Genomic DNA, 21,175 nt, shown 5'->3' with positions numbered 1-21,175 from the left:
GGATCGGCGCGGTCGCCGCGGGCAAGACGGTCGACCGGATCCTCGTGGCCTACGACTCCCCCAAGGGCCCCGCGCAGTTCCGGGGCTGGGTGGACGACATCTCCATCGCCCCCAAGGCGCCCGAGAAGCCGCTGACGCACCTGTCGGACTATGCCCTGACCACCCGCGGCACCAACTCCAGCGGCAGCTTCTCGCGCGGCAACAACTTCCCGGCCACCGCCGTCCCCAATGGCTTCAACTTCTGGACGCCGGTGACCAACGCGGGCTCCACCGACTGGCTCTACCAGTACGCCCGCGCCAACAACGCCGACAACCTCCCCACCATCCAGGCGTTCAGCGCCAGCCATGAGCCCAGCCCCTGGATGGGCGACCGGCAGACCTTCCAGGTGATGCCGTCCACCGCGGCCGACGTACCCAACGCCTCCCGGACCGCCCGCGCGCTCCCCTTCCGCCATGAGAAGGAGACCGCCCGGCCCTACTCCTACGGAGTGACCTTCGAGAACGGCCTCAAGACCGAGATCGCGCCCACCGATCACGCCGCGGTCATGCGGTTCACCTATCCGGGCGAGAACGCGAGCGTCGTCTTCGACAACGTCAACAACAACGGCGGGCTGACCCTCGACGCCGGGAACGGGGTGGTCTCCGGCTACTCCGACGTCAAGAGCGGGGGATCCGCCGGCGCCACCCGGATGTTCGTCTACGGCGTCTTCGACACCCCGGTGAGCGCGAGCGGCAAGCTGGACGGAGGCGGCGGTAAGGACGTCACGGGCTACTTCCGCTTCAAGCCGGGGAAGGACCGGACGGTCACCCTCCGGCTCGCCACCTCGCTGATCGGCGTCGACCAGGCGAAGGCCAACCTCGACCGGGAGCTGCCCGCGTCGCGGTCGTTCGGGCAGATCGAGCGGGCCGCACAGGCGGAGTGGGACGACATCCTGGGCCGGATCGAGGTCGAGGGCGCGGACCGCGGCCAGCTCACCTCGCTCTACTCCAGCCTCTACCGGCTGTACCTCTATCCCAATTCCTCCTTCGAGAACACGGGCACGGCGGCCAAGCCCCGCTACCAGTACGCGAGCGCCTTCTCGCCGGCCACCGGGGAGAACACCCCGACCCACACCGGCGCGAAGATCGTCGACGGCAAGGTGTACGTCAACAACGGCTTCTGGGACACCTACCGCACCACCTGGCCCGCCTACTCCCTGCTCACCCCGAAGCGGGCGGGCACGATGGTCGACGGCTTCGTGCAGCAGTACAAGGACGGCGGCTGGATATCCCGCTGGTCCTCACCGGGCTACGCCGATCTGATGACCGGCACCAGCTCGGACGTGGCCTTCGCCGACGCGTATCTGAAGGGTGTGCGGTTCGACGCCGAGGCCGCGTACGAGGCCGCGCTGAAGAACGCCACCGCCGTGCCGCCCACGTCGGGCGTCGGCCGGAAGGGCATGTCCTCCTCGCCCTTCCTCGGCTACACCAGCACCGAGACCCATGAGGGCCTGTCCTGGGCGCTGGAGGGCTATCTCAACGACTACGGCCTCGCGAACATGGGCAAGGCGCTCTACGCGAAGACGAAGAAGGCCCGCTACAAGGACGAGTCCGAGTACTTCCTGCACCGTGCGCAGGGCTATGTCTCGCTCTTCGACGACAAGGCGGGCTTCTTCCAGGGCAAGGACGCCAATGGAAAGTGGCGCGTGCCCTCCGACAAGTACGACCCCCGGATCTGGGGCTACGACTACACCGAGACCAACGGCTGGGGCTACGCCTTCACCGCGCCCCAGGACAGCCGGGGCCTGGCCAACCTCTACGGCGGCCGCGCGGGCCTGGCGAAGAAGCTGGACACCTACTTCTCCACCCCGGAGACCGCCTCGCCGGAGTTCGCCGGTTCCTACGGCGGCGTCATCCACGAGATGACCGAGGCACGGGACGTCCGCATGGGCAATTACGGCCACAGCAACCAGGTCGCCCACCATGTGACGTACATGTACGACGCGGCGGGCCAGCCGTGGAAGACCCAGGAGAAGGTGCGCGAGGTGCTCTCCCGCCTCTACACCGGCAGCGAGATCGGCCAGGGCTACCACGGCGACGAGGACAACGGCGAGCAGTCCGCCTGGTACCTCTTCAGCTCGCTGGGCTTCTACCCGCTGGTGATGGGCGGCTCGGAGTACGCGGTCGGATCGCCGCAGTTCACCAAGGCCACGGTGCATCTGGAGAACGGCCGCGACCTGGTCGTCAAGGCCCCGCGCAACAGCGCGCGGAACGTGTACGTCCAGGGTCTGAAGGTCAACGGCAAGGCATGGAACTCCACCGCGCTGCCGCACTCGGTGCTCGCCAAGGGCGGCACGCTGGAGTTCGCGATGGGCGCCAAGCCGTCGGCCTGGGGCACGGGGAAGAACGCCGCGCCGTCCTCCATCACCAAGGACGACAAGGTGCCCACCCCGCGCCACGACCTGACGGTGCCGAGCGGCGGTACGGCCCTCCTGGACAACACCTCGACCACCGAGGCCACCTTCGAGTCGGTGGACCTGCCGGTCACGGAGCCGGGCCGCGCGGTGCAGTACACCCTGACGTCGTCGGACCGCGGCAAGGCCCCGACGGGATGGGTGCTCCAGGGCTCTCCGGACGGCGAGAGCTGGAAGGACCTGGACCGCAGGTCGGGCGAGTCCTTCAGCTGGGACAAGCAGACCCGCGTCTTCTCGGTACGCACGCCCGGTACATACGCGCACTACCGGCTGGTGCCGGATGCCAAGGCGACCCTGGCGGAGGTGGAACTGCTGAGCTGAAGTGAGCTGAGCTGCGCGATGCGATGAGACATGCGGGCCGTGGCCACGCCTTCGGGCGGCCACGGCCCGCGTGCGTGACACGGTGCGCATCGGCCCGGTGGCCCGCGCCGATGGGCGCGGCCGGTTGAAGTTGGGCGGCTCGGTTGAGTGCGGGTTTCGTCTCGCGCCTTCGGCGCATTTGAGCATGGGCGGCGGGGTGGGGGGCGCGGGCCTCGCCGCCGGGCGCCGGGCCGGTTGGGGTGGGCACCGGTGGCGGCAACGGTGCTCTGAGGCTAGGGCCGGTGCCGGAGTGGGGGCATGATCCCGTGCGGTGCGACGCCGGACCGTGGGTGGGGGCTGGGGCGGTCTGACGTCGCGCTCGGCCCCGCCCCTCCGGGTACCCCCTCCGAAAACACTTGATCTGGCGCAACTACTACATCAAGCATTTCCAGAAGGCATCCCCAACCCCCGCAGTCCGGCACCGGGCCCGGCCACCGCGCACAAATGCCGCCACGGCCCCCGCACCCCACCGGCCCCCCGGCCGGCGACGCGCCCTGGCCCGGCACCTCCGCTGCCCATGCTCAAATGCGCCGAAGGCGCGAGACGATACCCTCGCCCGACAACCGGTCTCAGGCCGCCTCGGCCCGCTCGAAGGCGGGCGCCGAGGACGCGGCGAACCACACGATCCGCGCGGTGATCCCCTTCTCCCGTCCGAACCACCACGTCGCCCGTTCGGGTGAAGTGAGGGTGAGCTGGTGCCGCCCGTTGGCGGTGACGACGTGCGCACTCCCGTCGTCGTACGCGAGGCCCCACGCGGCGATTTCGCCGTCCAGCGTGCCAGGTTCCACCTCGTACTGCACGGCGACGGCGAAGACGCGGGGCGCCTGGTCGAGTGCGAGATCGCGGAGTTCTTGGTCGAAGTCGAAGGCAGCCATGGAAGTCTCCCGTCAGGAGGGGGAATTGGGCCATGCACGTACGGTGACGCGATTCACACCGTAGCGTGAAACATGGGCTACATCCCAGGTTTTCAGCGCATGGAGCCCAATGCCGCCCGATAGGGTGACACCACCACGCCCAAACCTTGCAGGGAGAGATGGCTCATGGCCCCGACCAAGTACCCGCCGACCGTGCGACAGCGGCGCTTGGGCGCGGAGTTGCGACGGCTCCGCGAACGAACCGACCTCTCCGCTACCGACGCGGGTCGCCTCTTCGGGGCCAGCCAGTCACGCGTCAGCAGCATCGAGGCAGGGCGCTACGCGGTGAGTGCCGACCGGGTGCGCCACCTGGCGAGCCTCTACAACTGCGCGGATCAGGCGCTGATCGACGCCCTCGTGGAGATGACCGGGAGACAGACCCGGGGCTGGTGGGAGCAGCAGCGAGAGGTCCTGCCCGCCGGACTACTCGACCTGGCCGAGCTGGAGCACCACGCCACCCTCGTGCGCGTCGCCACGATGATCCACATGCCGGGCCTTCTGCAGACCAGGGACCACGCCCGAGCGCTCTTCGACTCGACGGTCCCACCTCTTCCACCGCACGCGGTGGAACATCGACTCTCGCACCGGATCAAGCGGCAGGGAATCCTGCACGAGGGCAAGCCAACCCCGCTGACCGCGATCATCCACGAAGCCGCCCTACGGATGGGCCTCGGCGGCCCGGCCGTGGCCCGCGCCCAGCTTCAACACCTCATCGAGATGAGCGAACGCGAGAATGTCACGATCGTGGTGGTCCCGTTCGGCGCGGGGCCGCTCCATGGCTCCGGTCACCCCATCGACTACTTCGGCGGCTCAGTTCCCCAACTCGACACCGTGGAGCTCGACACGGATCACGCCACGGTGCTGCTCGACTCGGAAGCCCATCTCATGAAATATCGGAGCGTGCTGGATCGTCTTGAGAGCTACGCGCTCAAGCCAGCAGCGTCCCGGGAACTCATCTACCGCATCGAGCAGCACACCTGAGGAGAAAACAACGTGGCCACCCACGACTGGCAAAAGTCCTCATACAGCCAGGAGGGATCAGCCTGCCTCTACATCGCCGCCCCGGCAGCCCACACCATCGCGCTCCGGGAGAGCGACGAACCGGATGTCATCCTCACCACCACGCCCGCCACGCTCGGCACCTTCATACGCGCGGCGAAGGGGGGCGCGTTCGACGGCCTTATTGGGGACCGGTAGGGGCGGTCTCCGCGCCGTCGTAGTGCAGGCGGGCCCGCTCGACCTTGGGCAGGTTCTCGGCCGACCACGTCGCGAGCGTGGCGAAGAGCGGGCCCAGGCTGCGGCCGAGGTCGCTGATCTCGTACTCCACCCGGGGCGGGACCTCCGGGTGGTAGGTGCGCCGCACCAGCCCGTCGCGCTCCAGTTGGCGCAACCGCTGGGTCAGCACCTTCGGCGTGATCGTGCCGATCCGGCGTTGCAGCTCCACGAACCGCTGACGGCCGTATTCATGGAGCGTCCAGAGGATGGGCGTGGTCCAGCGGCTGAAGACGATATCCACCACAGGGGCGATCGGACACGCCTGTTCCGGTTCCTCGGACATAGTCACTTTCCTCTAGGTACCTACTATCCCCACGATGCTAGCTTCACCGTGCCTCGGCGAGAACAACGTCTGACACTGTGAGAACGGGGAGCTGCACATGATCGTGGTAACCGGAGCGACTGGGAATGTGGGTCGGCCGCTGGTGGAGGCGCTTGCCGCAGTCGGCGAGCAGGTGACGGCCGTGTCGCGACGGCCCGGCGGCGCGGAGTTGCCCGAGGGGGTACGTCATCATCGGGCCGATCTGGCCGACCCAGGGAGTCTGCGGCCCGCGTTGGAGGGCGCCGACGCGCTGTTCCTGCTCTTCGCGGGCGAGTTGCTGGCCGGAACCGCACGGACCGGCGAACTTCTGGACGTCGCGCGGTCGGCCGGCGTACGGCGCGTGGTCCTGCTCTCCTCCCAGGCCGCCGGGACACGTCCGGACGCGGTGTCCCACGCCCCCATGCGGGCGTTCGAGGAGGCCGTGCGCCGGTCGGGTCTTGACTGGGCGATCCTGCGGCCCGGGGGCTTCGCCTCGAACGCCTTCGCCTGGGCCGAATCCGTCCGTAAGGAGCGCGTGATCGCGGCGCCCTTCGCCGACGTCGGACTGCCGGTCGTGGACCCTGCGGACATCGCGGAGGTCGCGGCCGCCGCGCTGCGGGAGCCGGGCCACGCGGGGCGTACGTACGAGCTCACCGGCCCCGCCCCGGTCACTCCGCGCGGACAGGCACACGCCATCGCCGACGCGCTGGGTGAGCCGGTGCGGTTCACCGAGCTGAGCCGGGAGCAGGCGCGGGCGGAGATGCTGCGGTTCATGCCGGAGCCCGTCGCGGACGGCACGCTCGACATCCTCGGTGAGCCGACGGCCGACGAACAGCGGGGGAGCCCCGATGTCGAGCGGGTCCTTGGCCGTCCGCCGCGCGCCTTCACCGATTGGGCAATGCGCAACATCGCGGCCTTCCGCTGATCCCGGAGTGCCAGGATGGCCCGCATGGCTACCGTCCTGGCATTCCACGCCCACCCCGACGACGAGGCGCTGCTGACCGGGGGCACGCTCGCCCGACTCGCCGACGAGGGCCACCGGGTGGTGCTCGTGGTCGCCACGGACGGCCACATGGACGCCGCCCCGCCGGGCCGCGAGCCGCCTCGTATGCACGAACTGCGGAAGAGCGCGTACGTGCTCGGCGTCGACCGCGTCGTCCACCTCGGCTACGCGGACAGCGGTCACGGCCCGCTCTTCTACGCCGACCCGCCGGACCGTACGCGCTTCGCCCGGGCCGACACGGAGAAGGCGGCGGAACAACTGGCCGCGATCCTGCGCGACGAGAACGCGGCGATGCTGCTCACCTACGACCCCAACGGCGGCTACGGCCACCGCGACCACATCAAGGTCCACGAGGTCGGCCGCCGCGCCGCCGAACTGGCCAAGACGCCAAGGGTGTTGGAGGCGACGATCCCCCGCGACACCGTCGAACGCCTGCTACGCCTCGTACGGCTCCTGCGCATTCCCCTGCGCCACGACCCCGCCGAGCTGAGCACCCGCTTCAGCCCCCGCTCGGCCATCACCCACCGCTACGACGTCCGCCGCTACGCCCGCCAGAAGCAGGCGGCCCTGGCGGCCCACCGCTCCCAGATGAACGGCACGGGCCGCATGAGCGCCGTCATGCGGGCGATGCTCCGGCTGCCCGCCCCGCTCTTCGGCCTGCTGCTGGGCCGGGAGTGGTTCATCGACGCCTCCCCTCCCGGCCCCCGCCGCGTTAACCGTCGGTGAACAGCTCCTCCGCCCGGGAAGCGGTCACGGCTCGGTCCAGCCAGGTGCGGAGAAGGTCCACATCCCGGCACGCCCGCACCCGCTCACGGGTCTCGGCAGTGACCTCAAGCCCCCGGGCCTTGAGGATCCGCAGGATGTCGTCAGCACGACTCTCAAGCCGAACGTCTGTGAAGGCCCGCTGTCCGACCTCCGAGCAGTAGAAGAAGTTGGGCTTCTCGGATACCAGATGAAACAGATCCACAGCGGAAGGCACCGTCAGGGCTCCATCCAGCCAGTCCCCGAGGATCTCCAAGTCGGTACACGACTGGATAGCCTCACGACCCGCGCCAGCGATATCAAAACCCCGGACGGTGAGAACCCGCAGAATATCGTCGGCACGGGTCTCGGCCCGCACCCCGGCGAAGGCTCGCTGAGAGTGAGCGGAGCGGAAGAAGTTCAGTAACGCGGACATCAGTCGAACAAATCCTCCGCACGAGAGACGGTCGCGGCCCGGTCCAGCCACGTACCGAGGACATCCATGTCCTTGCACGACTCGATGCGCTCACGTGTCTCGTCAGCGACCTCAAGCCCCCGGGACTTGAGGACTCGCAGCAGATCGCCGGCGCGCACCTCCGCGAAGGCGTGCTGGGCTTGCTGGGAACGGAAGTAGTTCATCAGCGCGGGCATCAGGTCTCTCCAGATCTCTCGTGCCGGGGTGTTTCCGAGACCGGCTTCAACGAGTTCGGCGTAGATGATCCCCTGAACGGGGTCGAGGCTGCTGAGCGTGGTCGCGAGCACCTTCAGTATCGCATCGATGCTTTCGCTTCTACTGTGCGTAATCGCAGAGAAGGCAGCGATCGGGATATCACGGGTCACCTCTTTCGCATCCGTGACAACGGGGACGTTGCCGGGACCCAGAACAAGTGGGCGTACCGTCATGGACGGGTGGTCGGGGATGCCGAGTGTGATCGGGCGGGTGGCCCAACGGGCGGTGGCCTCGTCCGGGCAGAGTACGATCAGCACTGGCTGGTGACCGAACTTCGCATGCATGTACGAGAGGTAGTAGGCCCAGGCCGCAGGCTTCTTCGGATCTCTCCGGCTCTGCGACTCGATGGCGAATAAGTACGTGCCCTCGCCCTTGGTCTCGACCTGGAGCAGTGTGTCCACGCGTCTTTCGATCGGCGCGATCTCGGTGAGGTCCGGGCTGACGACAAACGCCCTGTCCGGCTCGGGGAAGGGGACGCCGAGGAGTTGTCTGAGCGCTCGGACAATGGCCCCGGTGTCCTCCTGGAAAATCCGATGGAGGGCTTCGTGTGAGGAACTGACCATGCGAAGGACATTAAGGAAGCTGGGGCAAATGCCTTAGGCACTTGCCCCAGCTTCACTCGATCGCATGGCGCGACCCTTGATGTTGACGGCAGAAATTCCGCTCAGCCGCGCGCCACCGCGAAGATGTGCAGGTCCGCGTTGTCGGGCAGGGTGACGCTCTTGACCGTCTTGCCCTCCGGCGCGTGGAACGCCTTCGTGGCGAAGATGTACGCGTCCACCACATCCTTGTCACCGCCGCTGATGTTGCGGTAGCCGGTCTTGGCGAGGGTCACGTTGCCGTACTGGATCGTTCCGCCGCCGCCTCCCACCGTCCAGTCGGTGAAGGACAGGTCTGCCTCGCCCGAAGTGCCGTCGGTGTAGGTGACCTTGGCGGTGGCCTTCTGGTTGCCGTTGACGGCGCTGCCGATGAAGGAGAGGCCGGTGGACGGGGGCAGGGTGATGGTCTGGCCGGTGGTGGAGGCGTTGTCGGGGCGGCCGGGCGGGGAGGCGGGCCAGGTGTAGTCCAGGCCCTGGGTGGTGCCCTTGGCGCCCGGCGCGAGGCCGGCTGCGGCGAGGGCCTGGCGGGAGTAGCTCCAGCCGCCGCCGTCGTAGTCGCCCTCGTCGTGCTCGCCGTCGTCGTCGGTCGCGCCGGTGTTGTTGTACGCGGCGAGCAGGGTGCCGGGCGCGGCGACGGTCAGTGTGACCGGCTGGACGACCTTGGTGTCCTCGCTGGTCACCGTCACCTTCGCGGCGTAGAAGCCCTCGGCCGTGTCCTTCCCCGCGCGCAGGGAGATCTCCGCCGTGCCGTCCGGGCCCACCGTCCCGGAGGCGGGTGAGGCGGTGAACCCGTCGGGGGCGTCGGTGGTGAAGCGCACCTCGGGGCGGTCGCCCTCGCCGACCGGGACGGCGGCCACCTTCACGGTCAGGCTCTCGCCCGGGGCGAGCGTGCCCGTGGTCGGTCCGACCCCGATCTGGTACGGCTGCTCGCCCTCGCGGAAGGAGGGCGGGGCGTCGGACGGGGACGCGCCCCAGGCGCGGTCGGGGGTGTCGGACAGGGTGTAGTCCAGCGTGCCGCCGTGCCGTACGAAGGACTCCGGCAGCCAGGGGCGGTCGCTCGCCCGCCCGTTCACCTTCAGCGACTGGATGTACGGCGCGTCGGGCGCGGCCTGCGGGGCGCGGATGGAGATGTCCCGGGCGCCGCGGTCGATCTCGATCCGCGGGAAGAGGGGCGAGGCCAGGACGAGTTCGGCGCGGGAGGGCACCTGCGGGTACATGCCGAGGGCGGAGAAGACGTACCACGAGGACATCTCGCCGAGGTCGTCGTTGCCGGGGATGCCGTCCGGCGCGGTGGTCCAGAGCCGGCGCATCGCGGCGCGCACGGTCTCCTGGGTCTTGTACGGCTGCCCGGCGTACGCGTAGAGGTAGGGGACGTTGATCGACGGCTCGTTGTCCAGCTCGGACTTCTCGCCGCCCGCCCCCGTGAGCGCCCAGCCCCCGTCGGCGTCGTGGAAGAAGGCGTCCAGGCGCTTGATCGCGGCGTCCTTACCGCCCATCGCGGCGAAGAGACCGGCGGGGTTGTGCGGGACCATCCAGGTGTACTGGGCGCTGGTGCCCTCGACGAAGCCGTTGCCGGTGGCCGGGGTGAAGCCGGTGACCCAACTGCCGTCGGCCTTACGGTTGGCGATATAGCCGCCGCTCTCCGGGTCGGCGGCGGCGTTGAAGTTGTTCTGCCACCACTGGGCGCGGTGCGCGAAGGTGTCCGCGGTCTCCTTACGGCCCGCGGCCCGCGCCAACTGCGAGAGGGCGAAGTCCGCGCCGGACATCTCCAGGGTCTCGGCCGCGCCGCCCCAGGCGTTGGAGACGGACGGCATGTAGTGCAGCTTGAGGTACTTGTCGAGGGAGGGCCGCTGGCCGGCCGACATGATGGGCTTGCCCGCCGGGCTGAGGTCCTTCTCGGTCGGCACGGTGGCCGCCTTGAGGAGCGAGTCGAGGGCGGCGTCGAGGTCGAAGTCGCCGCCGCCGAAGGCCCGGATCCCGGCGAGCGCGGCGGCCGACGGATCGCCGTTCATCACATGCGTTCCCGAGGCGCCCTGGAGCCAGCGGTCCCAGACGCCGCCGTTCTGCCGGGCGAGGTTCAGCAGGGACTGGGCGATGTCGGAGCCCGCCTCCGGCTCCAGCAGGGTCAGCAGTTGGAGCTGGGAGCGGTAGATGTCCCAGCCGGAGAAGGTGCCGTACTGGGCCCGGTGGCCCCGGCTCACCCGGTGCACCTCACCGTCGCTGCCCCGGTAGCGGCCGTCGGTGTCGCTGATGACATTGGGGTGCAGCAGCGAGTGGTAGAGGGCGGTGTAGAAGGCGGTGCGGTCCGCGTCCGCGCCGCCGCCGACCCGGATCGCGGACAGTTGCCGCCGCCAGGCGTCGTACGCCGCGGTGCGCACCTGGTCGAAGCCGCGCCGCGGCGGGTTCTCGGCCGCGAGGTTGGCCCGGGCGCCCTTGTCGCCGACGTAGCTGATGCCGACCTTGACGCCCACCCGGCGGGTGCCCGGGGCGAATTGGAGATAGCCGCCGGAGCCCTTCCCGGCCACCGGACGGCCGTCGGTGCCAAAGCCGCCGGAGCCGCCCTTCGCACTGGTGGTGCCGGGCCGCAGGGTGCCGTCCTGCCAGGTGCCCTGGGCGGTGAACGCGGTGTCGAAGACCGCGGTGAAGTGCAGGGTGTAGTAGCCGCGGCGCCCCTCGGGGTCGAGATAGCCGCAGAAGTTGCCGCCGGTGACCGAGCCGGAGACGGTGCGGTGCGCCGGGTCGATGGTGAGATCGGCGTCGCTGCTGCCGACCTCGGAGGAGGAGGTGCGGATCAGCAGGGAGGCGGTCTTGTCCGCGGGGTAGCTGAAGCGGGCCGAGCCGGTACGGGCGGTGGCGGTCAGCTCCGCCCCGGCGCCGGAGGCGAGGGAGACCTTGTAGCGGCCGGGCTCGGCGGTCTCGTCGCGGTGACTGAAGTCGGAGGCGTAGACCCGGTCCTTGGTGTCGGCGGCGGGTGAGGAGGTGACCTCGCCCACATGGGGGAAGAAGGGGATGTCCCCCGCGCCGCCCGCACAGCCGGTGCCGGACATATGGGTGAGGCTGAAGCCGCGGACGCGGGTGGCGTCGTAGTGGTAGCCGCCGGGCGCGGCGGTGCGGGTGGCGTCGCCGCGGGTGTTCTCCGGGCTCCACGACAGCATGCCGAAGGGGGCGACGGCGCCGGGGAAGGTGTTGCCGCCGGCCGAGCTGCCGATCAGCGGATCGACATACGCCGCCGGATCCTTGACCAGCGTCGGCGGCGGAGCGGCCGACGCGGGCGCGGTGGCCGCGGTGGCGAGGAGCCCCGCGGTCAGGGCCGCGGCCGCCAGGGCGGCCAGGGGTCTTGAGGGCATTGCGGTCCCACCTTGTCGGAAGGGCCGCGATCACCGGGTCGAACAAGCCGTGGGGACCGTACCGCACGGGGGCCGTCGGCCGTAAGAGTGCGCGAACGGTCTTGACAGGGACACCCGGTTGGCGGCGTACTGATCGTTAAAGTCATGCTGACAACGTTGTCGCGTTCGCCGGTCGAGCAAGCCGCTTCCGCGTACCGACAAACCCTCACCGGACGCGCCATCATGGGCTCATGATCCTCCGCCAGTTGCGCGACACCGACGAGGACGCCGAGGCCGCCTGGGAGGTGGTGGCCGCCGCCTTCGGGGACGTCGCCGCCCTCGCGGCCAAGGACGGATTGCCGCCGGGGTACGTCGCCGAGATCCACGACCGGCACCGGCATCTCGCCCGCACCGACCCGGGCGGCTGCTGGATCGCCCTGGACGGCGCCGGGATGCCGCTCGGCGTGGCGCTGTCCGCGCGGCGCGAGGGCACCTGGGGGCTCGCGCTGCTCGCGGTGCTGCCCCGGGCCCAACGGCAGGGCGTGGGGCGTGAGTTGCTGGCCGCCGCGCTGCTGTACGGACGGGGCTGCCTGCGCGGCATCATCTGCGGCTCCGAGGATCCGCGCGCGGCGAGCACCTACCGGCGTGCGGGATTCGCGCTGCATCCGGCGATGCGGCTGCGCGGCACCGTCGGACCGGAGACCAAGGAGCGGCTGTCCCCGCCCGACGGCGCCGTCCACGAGGGCGTGGCCCGGCACCGGGATCTGCTGGACTCGGTGGACCGCCGCACCCGGGGCGGCGCGCACGGCGCCGACCACGAACTGCTCCTGCGCCAGAGGCGGCTGCTGGTCGTGGACGACCTGGCGGGCAGCGGCTACTGCTACGTCGCCGAGGACGGCAAGGTCGAGCTGCTGGCCGCGACCTCGCGACGGCTGGCGAAGCGGCTGCTGACGGCGGCCCTGCTGTGCCTTCCGGAGGGCACCGACGCCCGGGTCCCGGGGCTGACGGCCGAGCAGCAGTGGGCGGTGGACGTGGGGCTCGAGGCCGGGCTCGAGCTGTCCACCGGCGGCTATGTGTGTCTGCGGGGGATGCCGCCGCCGACGCCGTACATCCCCTCCGGGACGTTTCTCTGATCGCAGGGCATCTGGTACGCGGACGGGCCGCGCCCCCGCCGGGGGCGCGGCCCGTCGCCGCTGCCGTAAGGCGCTGTCGTACATAGAGCGCCGTAAGCCGTGCTTACTTGCCGGTCCCCGGTTGAGGGGGGCGGGGACCGGCGTGACCGGCGGCAGATGGAACAGGATCGCCGCGGCGACGAGGAAGGCGATCGCGTTGCCGGCGACCATCAGTTGATCGGCGGTGAGCCTGCTGAGCTGCACCAACCAGCCCGCCAGCACGGCACCGAAAGAGATGCCGAGGTTGGTCACCGCACGCAGATAGGCCCGGAACGCCTGCGGCCGGTCCCCTCCGTAGTGCCGGATGAGCGGGGAACGGGCGGCTGTCCCGGCCGCCCGGCCGCCCCGGCTGATCAGCCGATGGGCTCGGCCACGATGAGCTGGAACCGCTCGAAGGACAGCTTCACGGTGTTGTGCTGAGCAGTGGCAGTTCCGAGTGACTTGCCGGTGAACGGGTCGGTCAGGCGGTACCGCGTGCGGCCCAGACCGCGCAGCTCGACCGTCCCGTCCCACTGGTCGGCGTAGAAGGCGTAGTGGAGGGTCCGCTTCTTGGCCACGACATGCGCCTCGGGCTTGTCGAAGCCGATGTCGTACAGCTCACCGCGGTACTCGCCGGTGGACAGCATGTTCTTCTCGTACAGGGACACCCACTTGCGCCAGAGGACCGCCTTCTCCGGGGTGAGGTCGGTCGCCTTGTCCGGGGCTCCGGTTCCGGGGAGGGTGAACTTGGTCGACAGGACGGCTCCGACCCCGTAAGAGGACGCGAAGTCGTTCCCGCCGTCGCTCAGTTCGACGTGGTCGCCGGCGTAGCTGCTGCCCGCGCCCATCAGCGCCTTCATCGACTTGCCCTTGCTCCGGACCTGGTAGGAGGACTCCGGGTCCGAGCTGGGGTACTGGTCGACGTAGGGCAGGTTGTGGAAGGCGAAGGCGGTGCCGCAGGGGCAGAGCTCGACGAGGGCGTCGGGGTTCGCCTCGTGCGCGGCTTCGTGGATCGCCTTCCAGAACAGGGCCACGCCCTCGGTGGATTCCTCGGGGCGGGCGTGCCGGTGCTTCGGGTTGTAGCAGGGCGCGACGCTGTTGAGGTGCTGGCCGTCGATCTTGAGCCCCTCGTAACCCCAGTCGCCGATGAACCTCTTCGCCTGCTCGACGAAGTAGTCCACCGTCGGCTGGTAGGCCGGACAGAGGGTGTAGGCGTCCCACCAGGTGACGTCCTGCTTGTTGCCGTCGCGGTCCAGCAGCAGCATGTCGGGCCGGTCCCGGAACAGATTGCTGTCGGGGTCCGCCGCCAGCGGGGCCCACCACAGGCGCGGCCGCAGACCGGCGTCCCGTATCTCCTTGGTGAAGGCCCGCATGTCCGCTTCGCCGCGCGGGAACTTCGCCGTGTTGATGTCCCAGTCGCCCTCGTTGGTCTGCCAGCCGTCGTCGAGCGCGGCCCAGCGCAGACCGATCTCGTGCGCCTTCGGCAGCGCCCCGGTGACCTGCTCGGTGGCGAAGTCGCGCTCGTAGCCCCAGGCACACCAGATGGGCTCGAAGGCCGAGGCGGGGACCTTGGGGGCGCGCTGGCCGATGTCGCTCATGTAGTCGCGGTACCGCTGGAGCGGCACGAAGTGGTCGCCCGGGAGGGCGGTCAGGAACGTGGTGTCGGTGCTGAGCCGACGGCCCGGCTTCAGGGTGCGGGCGGTGTCGTCCTGGATGGCGATGCTCGCTCCGGCGTCCGTCTTGCGGACCGGCATGCGCAGGACCGTCGCCACGGGCTCGACATGTCCGACGGAGAGGCCCGCGCCCCGGCGCCAGACGGTCGCCAGCGGGGTGCCGCCGCCGTAGTCGGAGGAGTCCATCCCCAACGAGTTCTCCTGGACATAGCCGTCCTTCACCGGCATCACCCAGTCGCGGCGGTCCGTGTACGTGGTACCGGAGAAGGTGTAGAAGCCGCCGGGAGTCTCCAGGAGTTCGTGGGCTCCGTTGCGCCACCCGGTCACCTTCAGCGCGGTGGAGGACCTGTTGGTGTAGGTCACCTTCATCACGATCATGCCGGTAAGACGCTCGAAGGAGGTCAGCACGACCGTCTTCTGTACGCCTTCCTTGGACGTGCCCTCAATCGTCACCCGGACGCCCGCGCCGTGGCGGGGGTGCCGGGTATCGCGGGTCCGGTGCCCGCGGTAGGCGAACGCCTCGATGGCCTTACCGCCCACCAGCAGGGCTTCGCCGGCGTCGAAGCGGGTGAGGTCGACACCCTTGAGCGCCACCCGGCTTCGCAGTTGGTCGTCGAACTCCAGGGTGATGGAGGTGTCGCCGACTCCGACGAGGTCAGGATCCGAGTTCGGTGCGGCGGCCGCGGGTGAGGCGCCCATGGCCACGGTGGGGAAGGCGGCCAGGCCGGCACCCCCCAGCGCCACCTTCAGTACGCTTCGCCGGTTCATGTCCGTCATGTCGAACTCTCTTTCGGTCGTGCGTGCCCGACTGGGGCAGCCGCCTTTTGTCCGTCGTTGTGGATCGTCAAAGTCGAGCCGGCACGCTCGCGACGAAGCGACCGTCCGTAAGGCTGGTCGATGCCTGGTCTACTACCGGTTTTCGCTGTGGGTGGGCTGGGGTCGGGGGATGGCGTATCGTCCGAACGGGTACCCCAGTGCGCGGTCGCCTCCGGCGGTAGCGGGCGGGCATCCTCGGTGAGCTGCGACAACGCTGCCTCGATCACCGGCGGGTGCCCGGGGCACGGCGAAACGGAAGGTCGCTCACGGGCGACTTCTTCATCATCGGGTGGCCTGCTTCGAGAACGTAAGCGGTATTCGACTGGCATGTCAACGGATGGACCTCCTGGACGAGGGTTCGCGCCGTCGATCGGATTGGTATGCTTCTGGTATGACAGATGCGAGAACGTCGATGCCCAGAGGCCTGTTCGGTGACGACGTCCTCCCGTTGTACGAGCGCACAGCCACGCAGTTGCTCGACGACCTGCGCGCCGCTGCCGCCCGCCCCGGTGACCGGCTGCCCTCCGAGCGGGCTCTGGTCGACCGGTACGCCGTGTCGCGCGTGACGCTGCGAGCGGCCCTCGCGCAATTGGAGTCGCGGGGCATCGTGCGGCCGTCGTCGTCGCGCGGGTGGTTCGTCGCCGAGCTCGGTCTGCTCCCCGAGGCGACGATGACGTCCGCCTCGGCGGCCCCACAGGTCCAGGGGTTCGCCGACTATGCGCAGGCCAACGGCTTGACGGCGGCCGGCAAGGTGCTCTCCGCCACCGTTCGCCCGGCCACGGTGTCCGAGGCCGAGCAGCTCCGGATCGCTCCGGGCGCCGACCTCTTCGACCTCCACCGACTGCGCTTCCTCGACGGTCTGCTCGTCGTGCTCGAGCACAACCGGCTTCCGTTGGCGGCCTGCCCTGCCCTGGCCGAGACCGACTTCAATACGGCCTCGCTCTACGCCACCCTGCGCGCCGCCGACCCGCCGCAACTGCCCCGCATCGCCGACTATTCGGTCGAGGCCCGCCACCCGACGCCACGGGAGATCGAGCTGTTCGAGATCGGGGAGACCATGCCGATGCTCGTCGCGACCCAGCTGACGTCGAACCAGGAATCACGCCCGATCGAACTGACCGTCCAGGTCTACCGGGGGGACCGCTATCGGTTCCGGGCCTCCATCACCAACCAGACTTAAACGATCACCAGCCGGACTTGGACGATCGCCGCGGATCTGCCGGTTCGGCTGTGCAATACCAGATGCATACCAGAATAAGACTATTGACCACCCCAAATAAGACCAGTACTGTCCGAAATGAGCCGCAGGCCATGACGGCACATCGGCTTGAGATACACGTTGAGTGAGGGGTTGGCAATGCAGAGCCCATTGAGCGAGGTGGTCCGGCGTCAGAAGGCCGGACAGCCGCAGGGCATCACCTCGGTGTGTTCGGCTCATCCGCTGGTCATCGAGGCAGCCGTGGTGCAAGCACGAGAGACCGGCGGTCATGTACTGGTGGAGGCGACCTCGAACCAGGTCGACCAGTACGGCGGTTACACGGGCATGCGGCCCGCGGACTTCCGCGACCTCGTGTACGGCATCGCCGCCGAAAGTGGTCTGCCACTGGACCGCCTGATTCTCGGCGGCGACCACCTCGGACCGAACCGGTGGCAGTCCCTGACGCCCGACGAGGCGATGGAGCGGGCCGACGCCCTGGTCGCCGCCTACGTGGCGGCGGACTTCACCAAGATCCACCTGGACTGCAGCTTCGCCTGCGCCGGTGACCCCGTACCGCTGACCGACGATGTGGTCGCCGAACGCGCCGCGCGGCTGATCCGGGTGGCCGAGGAGACGGCCGGCCCCGAGCGGGCCGAGCGGATCCGGTACGTGATCGGTACCGAGGTGCCCACACCCGGCGGCGCGCACGAGACGCTCGACGCGCTCGTCCCGACCACGCCCGAGGCGGCGCGCACCACTCTGGAGCAGCACCGCAAGGCGTTCGCCCAGCACGGCATCGACGAGGTCTGGCCGCGCGTCATGGCCCTCGTGGTCCAGCCGGCCGTCGAGTTCGACCATGTGCAGGTCGTCGACTACCGGCGCGAGCTGACCGAGGAGCTGCGCAAGGTCCTCGACGACGAGCCCACCATGCTCTACGAGGCCCACTCGACCGACTACCAGACCGCCGAGGCGCTCACCGCGCTGGTCGAGGACCACTGGGCGGTCCTCAAGGTGGGCCCCGGGCTGACCTTCGCCCTGCGCGAGGCGCTGTTCGCCCTCGCCGCGATCGAGGACGAGCTGGTCCCGGCCGCCGAGCGGTCACGCCTTCCCGAGGTCGTCGAGGAGCGGATGCTCGCCGAGCCCGCCAAGTGGGAGGGCTACTACCCGGGCAGCGCTGCCGAGCAGCGCCTCGCCCGCCGCTACAGCTACAGCGACCGGATGCGTTACTACTGGCCCGACCCTGAGATCGAAAAGGCCCAGGCCCGGCTGATGGACAACCTCTCGGCCGTGGACATCCCCCTGCCGCTGCTCAGCGCCCACCTCCCACTCCAGTACGCCCGCGTCCGCCACGGCGAGCTCGCCGCCCGGCCGCGCGACCTGGCCGTGGACCACGTCCGCGACGTTCTGCGCGACTACGACCGCGCCTCCCACCCCCACCTGATGGAGCACGTGTGACCACGCCCTCCGGCACCCTGTCCCTGGACGACGGCGCCGCCCACACCGCCCGCGAGATCGCCCAGCAGCCCGCCCTGTGGCGGGAGGTCGACCGGATCGTCGCGGCCTCCCGGGAGTCGCTTGACGCCTTCGTGCGTCCGCTCGTCGCCCGCGGTGACCTGCGCGTCGTACTCACCGGTGCCGGCACCTCCGCGTTCGCCGGCCAGGTGCTCCAGCCCGCCCTGGCCCGGCGCCTGGGACGCCGCGTCGACGCGGTCCCCACCACGGACCTCGTCGCCGACCCCCGCGGCTGTCTCGCCGAGGACGTTCCCACGCTGCTGGTCTCCTTCGCGCGCTCGGGTGACAGCCCGGAGTCCGTGGCCGCCACCGCCCTGGCCGACCAGGTCCTCTCCGAGGTGCACCACCTCGTGATCACCTGCAACGAGCAGGGCCGCCTGGCCCGCGAGCACGCGGAGCTGCCGAAGTCCCACGTGCTGCTGATGCCGGCCGCGTCCAACGACCGCGGTTTCGCCATGACGTCGAGCTTCACGTGCATGACGCTCGCGGCACTGCTCGCTCTCGGCGGCAGCGCCTACGACGGGGTCGCCGAACGCCTGGCCGAGGCGGTCGAGTCGATCTGCGAGAGCGACGCCGTGGACCGCACCGTCGGCGCCCTCGTGGCCCGCGCGCCCGAGCGCATCGTCTTCCTGGGCAGCGGCCCGCTGAAGGGCCTCGCCGAGGAGTCGGCGCTGAAGGTGCTCGAACTCACCGGTGGGAGGCTCATGGCCGTCTCGGAGACCTCGCTGGGATTCCGGCACGGCCCCAAGGCGGTGCTCAACGACCGTTCGGTCGCCGTGGTGTACATGTCGAACGACCCCTACACCCGCAAGTACGACCAGGACATCTCCGCGGAGCTGCGCGGAAATCTTCCCGCCGGCAGCGTCGTCACAGTCTCCGCGGGCCCCGACGCGGAAGCGGACGGCAACGACGCCTGGCCGCTGCCGGGCCTCGATGGCGTCGAGGACGTCGCCCTGGCGCTGTCCGCTGTGGTGTACGCCCAGCTCATCGCCCTGCGCGCCTCCCAGGCCCGGGGCCTGCGGGCCGACAACCCGTTCCCCTCGGGTGAGATCAACCGCGTCGTGCAGGGCGTGACCCTGCACTCCTTGCACAACTGATCAAAGGCATCAACGGCGCGGCTCCAGGGCGCCGGACGGAGGTACAACGATGTTCCTAGGTGTCGACGGTGGCGGTACGAAAACCGCATTCTGCCTGGTCGACCGGGGCGGACAAGTCGTGGCGCGAGCGCAGGCGGCAAGTTCGTACTACTTCTCCCACGGCATCGAGCTCGTCGAGCGTGTGCTGGGGGAAGGCGTCGACGCTGTCTGTGCGGCGGCCGAGCTGACCCCCGCCGACATCGAGTACGCCTTTTTCGGCTTGCCCGGTTACGGGGAGGCGGCCCGCGATCTGCCCGTCCTGAACGCGACCCCGCGAGCCGTGCTCGGACACGACCGCTACGCCTGCGACAACGACATGATCTGCGGCTGGGCCGGTTCACTGGGCGCGGTCGACGGCATCAACGTCATCAGCGGCACCGGCTCCATGACCTACGGCGAGCGGCTGGGCCGGGGCGTGCGCGTCGGTGGCTGGAGCGAGATGTTCGGCGATGAGGGATCGGCGCACTGGATCGCGGTCCGCGGCCTCAACGCCTTCTCGCGGATGGGCGACGGACGGCTCCCCGAGGGCCCCCTGGCCGAGGTGTTCCGGCGCCGCCTGGATCTCGCGTCCGACCTCGACGTGATCGACGTCGTCCACAACCAGTGGCAGGGCGACCGCGGCCGGATCGCCGCGCTCAGCCGCTCGGTGGCCGAGGCGGCCGGTCTGGGCGACGAGGCCGCCTCGGCGATCCTCGCCGAGGCCGGCCGGGAACTCGCCCTGCTCGTCGAAGTCACCCGCGAGCGGCTGGAGTTCGGCCCGGACGAGACCGTACCGGTCTCCTGCTCGGGCGGCACCTTCGGCGCGGACGCGGTTCTGGAGGCGTTCGCCACCGGACTGAAGAGTCGTTTCACCCACTACGAACTGCGACCCCCTCTGTACGAGCCCGTCGTAGGTGCCGCCCTGTACGCGGCGAAAATCGCCGGAACCCCGCTCGACCAGCCCGCGCTCGACGCGCTGCGCATGGCCTCCGGGATCTCTGCCTCAGGAGGGGAAGACCGATGAACAGAGGCACGAAGAGCTGGATCCTGTACGCGTCGCTGCTGGTCCTGTTCTGGGGTGTGTGGGGCGCCTTCTCCAGCGAGCCGAACAGCAGGTACGGCTACCCCAACGAGATGATCTACATCATCTGGGCCTTCACGATGCTCATACCCGCGTACTTCGCGATGCGCGGCAACACGTTCGACCGCCGGCCGATCGCCGCCGTGTACGGACTGATCGCGGGACTGACCGGCGCCGGCGGCCAACTCCTGCTGTTCCACGCGCTCGCCAACGGCCCGGCGTACCTGATCTTCCCCCTGGTGTCGCTCTCCCCGGTGGTCACCGTCCTCATGGCGATGGCGCTGCTGCGGGAGCGGATCAACCGGCTCGCCCTAGTGGGTGTCGTCGCGGCGCTGGCGGCGATCGTGCTGCTCAGCATTCCCAGCGGCAAGGACGACTCGAACTCGCACGGCCCGTGGCTGCTGATGGCCATCCTGATCTGTGTTGCCTGGGGCGTGCAGGCGTTCTGCATGCGCAAGGCCGCGGTGGTCGGGGTCAACGACGCGACGACCTTCGGCTGGATGACCATCAGCGGACTGCTGCTGGTTCCGGTGGCGTTCGTGATGATGGGCGAATTCCCGTCCGACGCTCCGTGGCAGGCGCCGGCACTCACCGCGGTGACGCAGGTCCTCAACGCGGTCGGCGCGTTGTTCCTGGTCATGGCGTTCAGCCGGGGCAAGGCCACGGTCGTCGCCCCCATCACCAACGCGCTGGCCCCGGTGCTGACCATCGTGCTGTCCCTGGCGGTCTTCCGGACGCTCCCGAACGTGTGGGGCGCCCTCGGTATCGTGCTGGCCCTCGCGGGCTCGACCCTGATGGTCTACAGCGACGAGAAGAGCGGCGAGAACTCCGTGGCCCCGGGCGCGGCGGACGACGGCGCGGACGTGCGTCCGGTCCCGCAGAAGTCCTGATCGCCCACATATCCGTACCGGCCGAACCACGTAGCGG

General features: G+C 69.8%; 17 protein-coding genes. 11 read left to right on the top strand and 6 right to left on the bottom strand.

Annotated features, from left to right (window positions below):
• A partial coding sequence (locus KN815_RS09255; RefSeq protein WP_216341269.1) for a GH92 family glycosyl hydrolase occupies positions 1-2,774 on the top strand: 2,774 nt, incomplete at its 5' end.
• 608 nt (positions 2,775-3,382) lie between these two features.
• On the opposite strand, the gene KN815_RS09250 is transcribed toward KN815_RS09255, so the two are convergent.
• Complete coding sequence (locus KN815_RS09250) at positions 3,383-3,688, bottom strand: hypothetical protein (RefSeq protein ID WP_216341268.1); 306 nt, start codon at positions 3,686-3,688, stop codon at positions 3,383-3,385.
• A gap of 165 nt (positions 3,689-3,853) precedes the next feature.
• On the opposite strand from KN815_RS09250, the gene KN815_RS09245 reads away from it, so the two are divergent.
• Together KN815_RS09245 and KN815_RS09240 are read left to right on the top strand one after the other, a co-directional pair.
• Positions 3,854-4,708, top strand: a complete 855-nt coding sequence (locus KN815_RS09245) for a helix-turn-helix domain-containing protein (protein ID WP_201852818.1) — start codon at positions 3,854-3,856, stop codon at positions 4,706-4,708.
• A gap of 12 nt (positions 4,709-4,720) precedes the next feature.
• Complete coding sequence (locus tag KN815_RS09240; RefSeq protein ID WP_201852817.1) at positions 4,721-4,924, top strand: DUF397 domain-containing protein; 204 nt, start codon at positions 4,721-4,723, stop codon at positions 4,922-4,924.
• On the opposite strand, the gene KN815_RS09235 is transcribed toward KN815_RS09240, so the two are convergent.
• Positions 4,908-5,285, bottom strand: coding sequence for a winged helix-turn-helix transcriptional regulator (locus KN815_RS09235; protein ID WP_216341267.1), 378 nt, complete (start codon positions 5,283-5,285; stop codon positions 4,908-4,910). The genes KN815_RS09240 and KN815_RS09235 overlap by 17 nt on opposite strands.
• Before the next feature lie 97 nt (positions 5,286-5,382).
• Between KN815_RS09235 and KN815_RS09230 the strand changes: the two genes are divergently transcribed.
• Both KN815_RS09230 and KN815_RS09225 read left to right on the top strand, forming a co-directional pair.
• Positions 5,383-6,228 carry an NAD(P)H-binding protein gene (locus KN815_RS09230; protein ID WP_216341266.1) on the top strand — a complete coding sequence of 282 codons (846 nt, stop codon included), beginning with the start codon at positions 5,383-5,385 and terminating at the stop codon, positions 6,226-6,228.
• A gap of 24 nt (positions 6,229-6,252) precedes the next feature.
• The gene (locus KN815_RS09225) at positions 6,253-7,032 is read left to right on the top strand and encodes a PIG-L deacetylase family protein (RefSeq protein WP_216341265.1); all 780 of its coding nucleotides are present in this window, start codon (positions 6,253-6,255) and stop codon (positions 7,030-7,032) included.
• Here KN815_RS09225 and KN815_RS09220 read toward each other — a convergent pair.
• From KN815_RS09220 to KN815_RS09210, 3 genes are all read right to left on the bottom strand, one after another.
• Positions 7,019-7,483, bottom strand: a complete 465-nt coding sequence (locus KN815_RS09220; protein WP_216341264.1) for a hypothetical protein — start codon at positions 7,481-7,483, stop codon at positions 7,019-7,021. The two genes, KN815_RS09225 and KN815_RS09220, sit on opposite strands and share 14 nt — an antisense overlap.
• Positions 7,483-8,340, bottom strand: a complete 858-nt coding sequence (locus tag KN815_RS09215) for a hypothetical protein (RefSeq protein ID WP_216341263.1) — start codon at positions 8,338-8,340, stop codon at positions 7,483-7,485. Before KN815_RS09215 ends, KN815_RS09220 begins: the two co-directional genes overlap by 1 nt.
• 101 nt (positions 8,341-8,441) lie before the next feature.
• Positions 8,442-11,723 carry a GH92 family glycosyl hydrolase gene (locus KN815_RS09210; RefSeq protein ID WP_216341262.1) on the bottom strand — a complete coding sequence of 1,094 codons (3,282 nt, stop codon included), beginning with the start codon at positions 11,721-11,723 and terminating at the stop codon, positions 8,442-8,444.
• Positions 11,724-11,953: 230 nt separating this feature from the next.
• On the opposite strand from KN815_RS09210, the gene KN815_RS09205 reads away from it, so the two are divergent.
• The gene (locus tag KN815_RS09205; protein WP_216341261.1) at positions 11,954-12,835 is read left to right on the top strand and encodes a GNAT family N-acetyltransferase; all 882 of its coding nucleotides are present in this window, start codon (positions 11,954-11,956) and stop codon (positions 12,833-12,835) included.
• A gap of 392 nt (positions 12,836-13,227) precedes the next feature.
• Here KN815_RS09205 and KN815_RS09200 read toward each other — a convergent pair whose 3' ends face one another.
• A complete protein-coding gene (locus tag KN815_RS09200) occupies positions 13,228-15,303 on the bottom strand; it encodes a glycoside hydrolase family 36 protein (RefSeq protein WP_216341260.1) in 2,076 nt (691 codons plus the stop codon).
• A 430-nt stretch (positions 15,304-15,733) separates the two neighbouring features.
• Here KN815_RS09200 and KN815_RS09195 point away from each other — a divergent pair, with 430 nt between their 5' ends.
• From KN815_RS09195 to KN815_RS09175, 5 genes are all read left to right on the top strand, one after another.
• On the top strand, positions 15,734-16,522 hold the full coding sequence (locus KN815_RS09195; protein ID WP_216341259.1) for a GntR family transcriptional regulator: 789 nt from the start codon (positions 15,734-15,736) through the stop codon (positions 16,520-16,522).
• A 177-nt stretch (positions 16,523-16,699) separates the two neighbouring features.
• On the top strand, positions 16,700-17,995 hold the full coding sequence (locus tag KN815_RS09190) for a D-tagatose-bisphosphate aldolase, class II, non-catalytic subunit (protein ID WP_216341258.1): 1,296 nt from the start codon (positions 16,700-16,702) through the stop codon (positions 17,993-17,995).
• The gene (locus tag KN815_RS09185; RefSeq protein ID WP_216341257.1) at positions 17,992-19,149 is read left to right on the top strand and encodes an SIS domain-containing protein; all 1,158 of its coding nucleotides are present in this window, start codon (positions 17,992-17,994) and stop codon (positions 19,147-19,149) included. The genes KN815_RS09190 and KN815_RS09185 overlap by 4 nt, the downstream gene beginning before the upstream one ends.
• 49 nt (positions 19,150-19,198) lie before the next feature.
• Positions 19,199-20,191 carry a BadF/BadG/BcrA/BcrD ATPase family protein gene (locus KN815_RS09180; protein ID WP_216341256.1) on the top strand — a complete coding sequence of 331 codons (993 nt, stop codon included), beginning with the start codon at positions 19,199-19,201 and terminating at the stop codon, positions 20,189-20,191.
• Positions 20,188-21,138 carry a DMT family transporter gene (locus tag KN815_RS09175; protein ID WP_216341255.1) on the top strand — a complete coding sequence of 317 codons (951 nt, stop codon included), beginning with the start codon at positions 20,188-20,190 and terminating at the stop codon, positions 21,136-21,138. Before KN815_RS09180 ends, KN815_RS09175 begins: the two co-directional genes overlap by 4 nt.
• Positions 21,139-21,175 lie beyond the last annotated feature (37 nt).

This window comes from Streptomyces niphimycinicus, from assembly GCF_018883605.1.
Lineage (GTDB): Bacteria > Actinomycetota > Actinomycetes > Streptomycetales > Streptomycetaceae > Streptomyces > Streptomyces niphimycinicus.
Note: the sequence above shows the minus strand (reverse complement) of the source record. Positions and strands in the feature narration are given on the sequence as shown.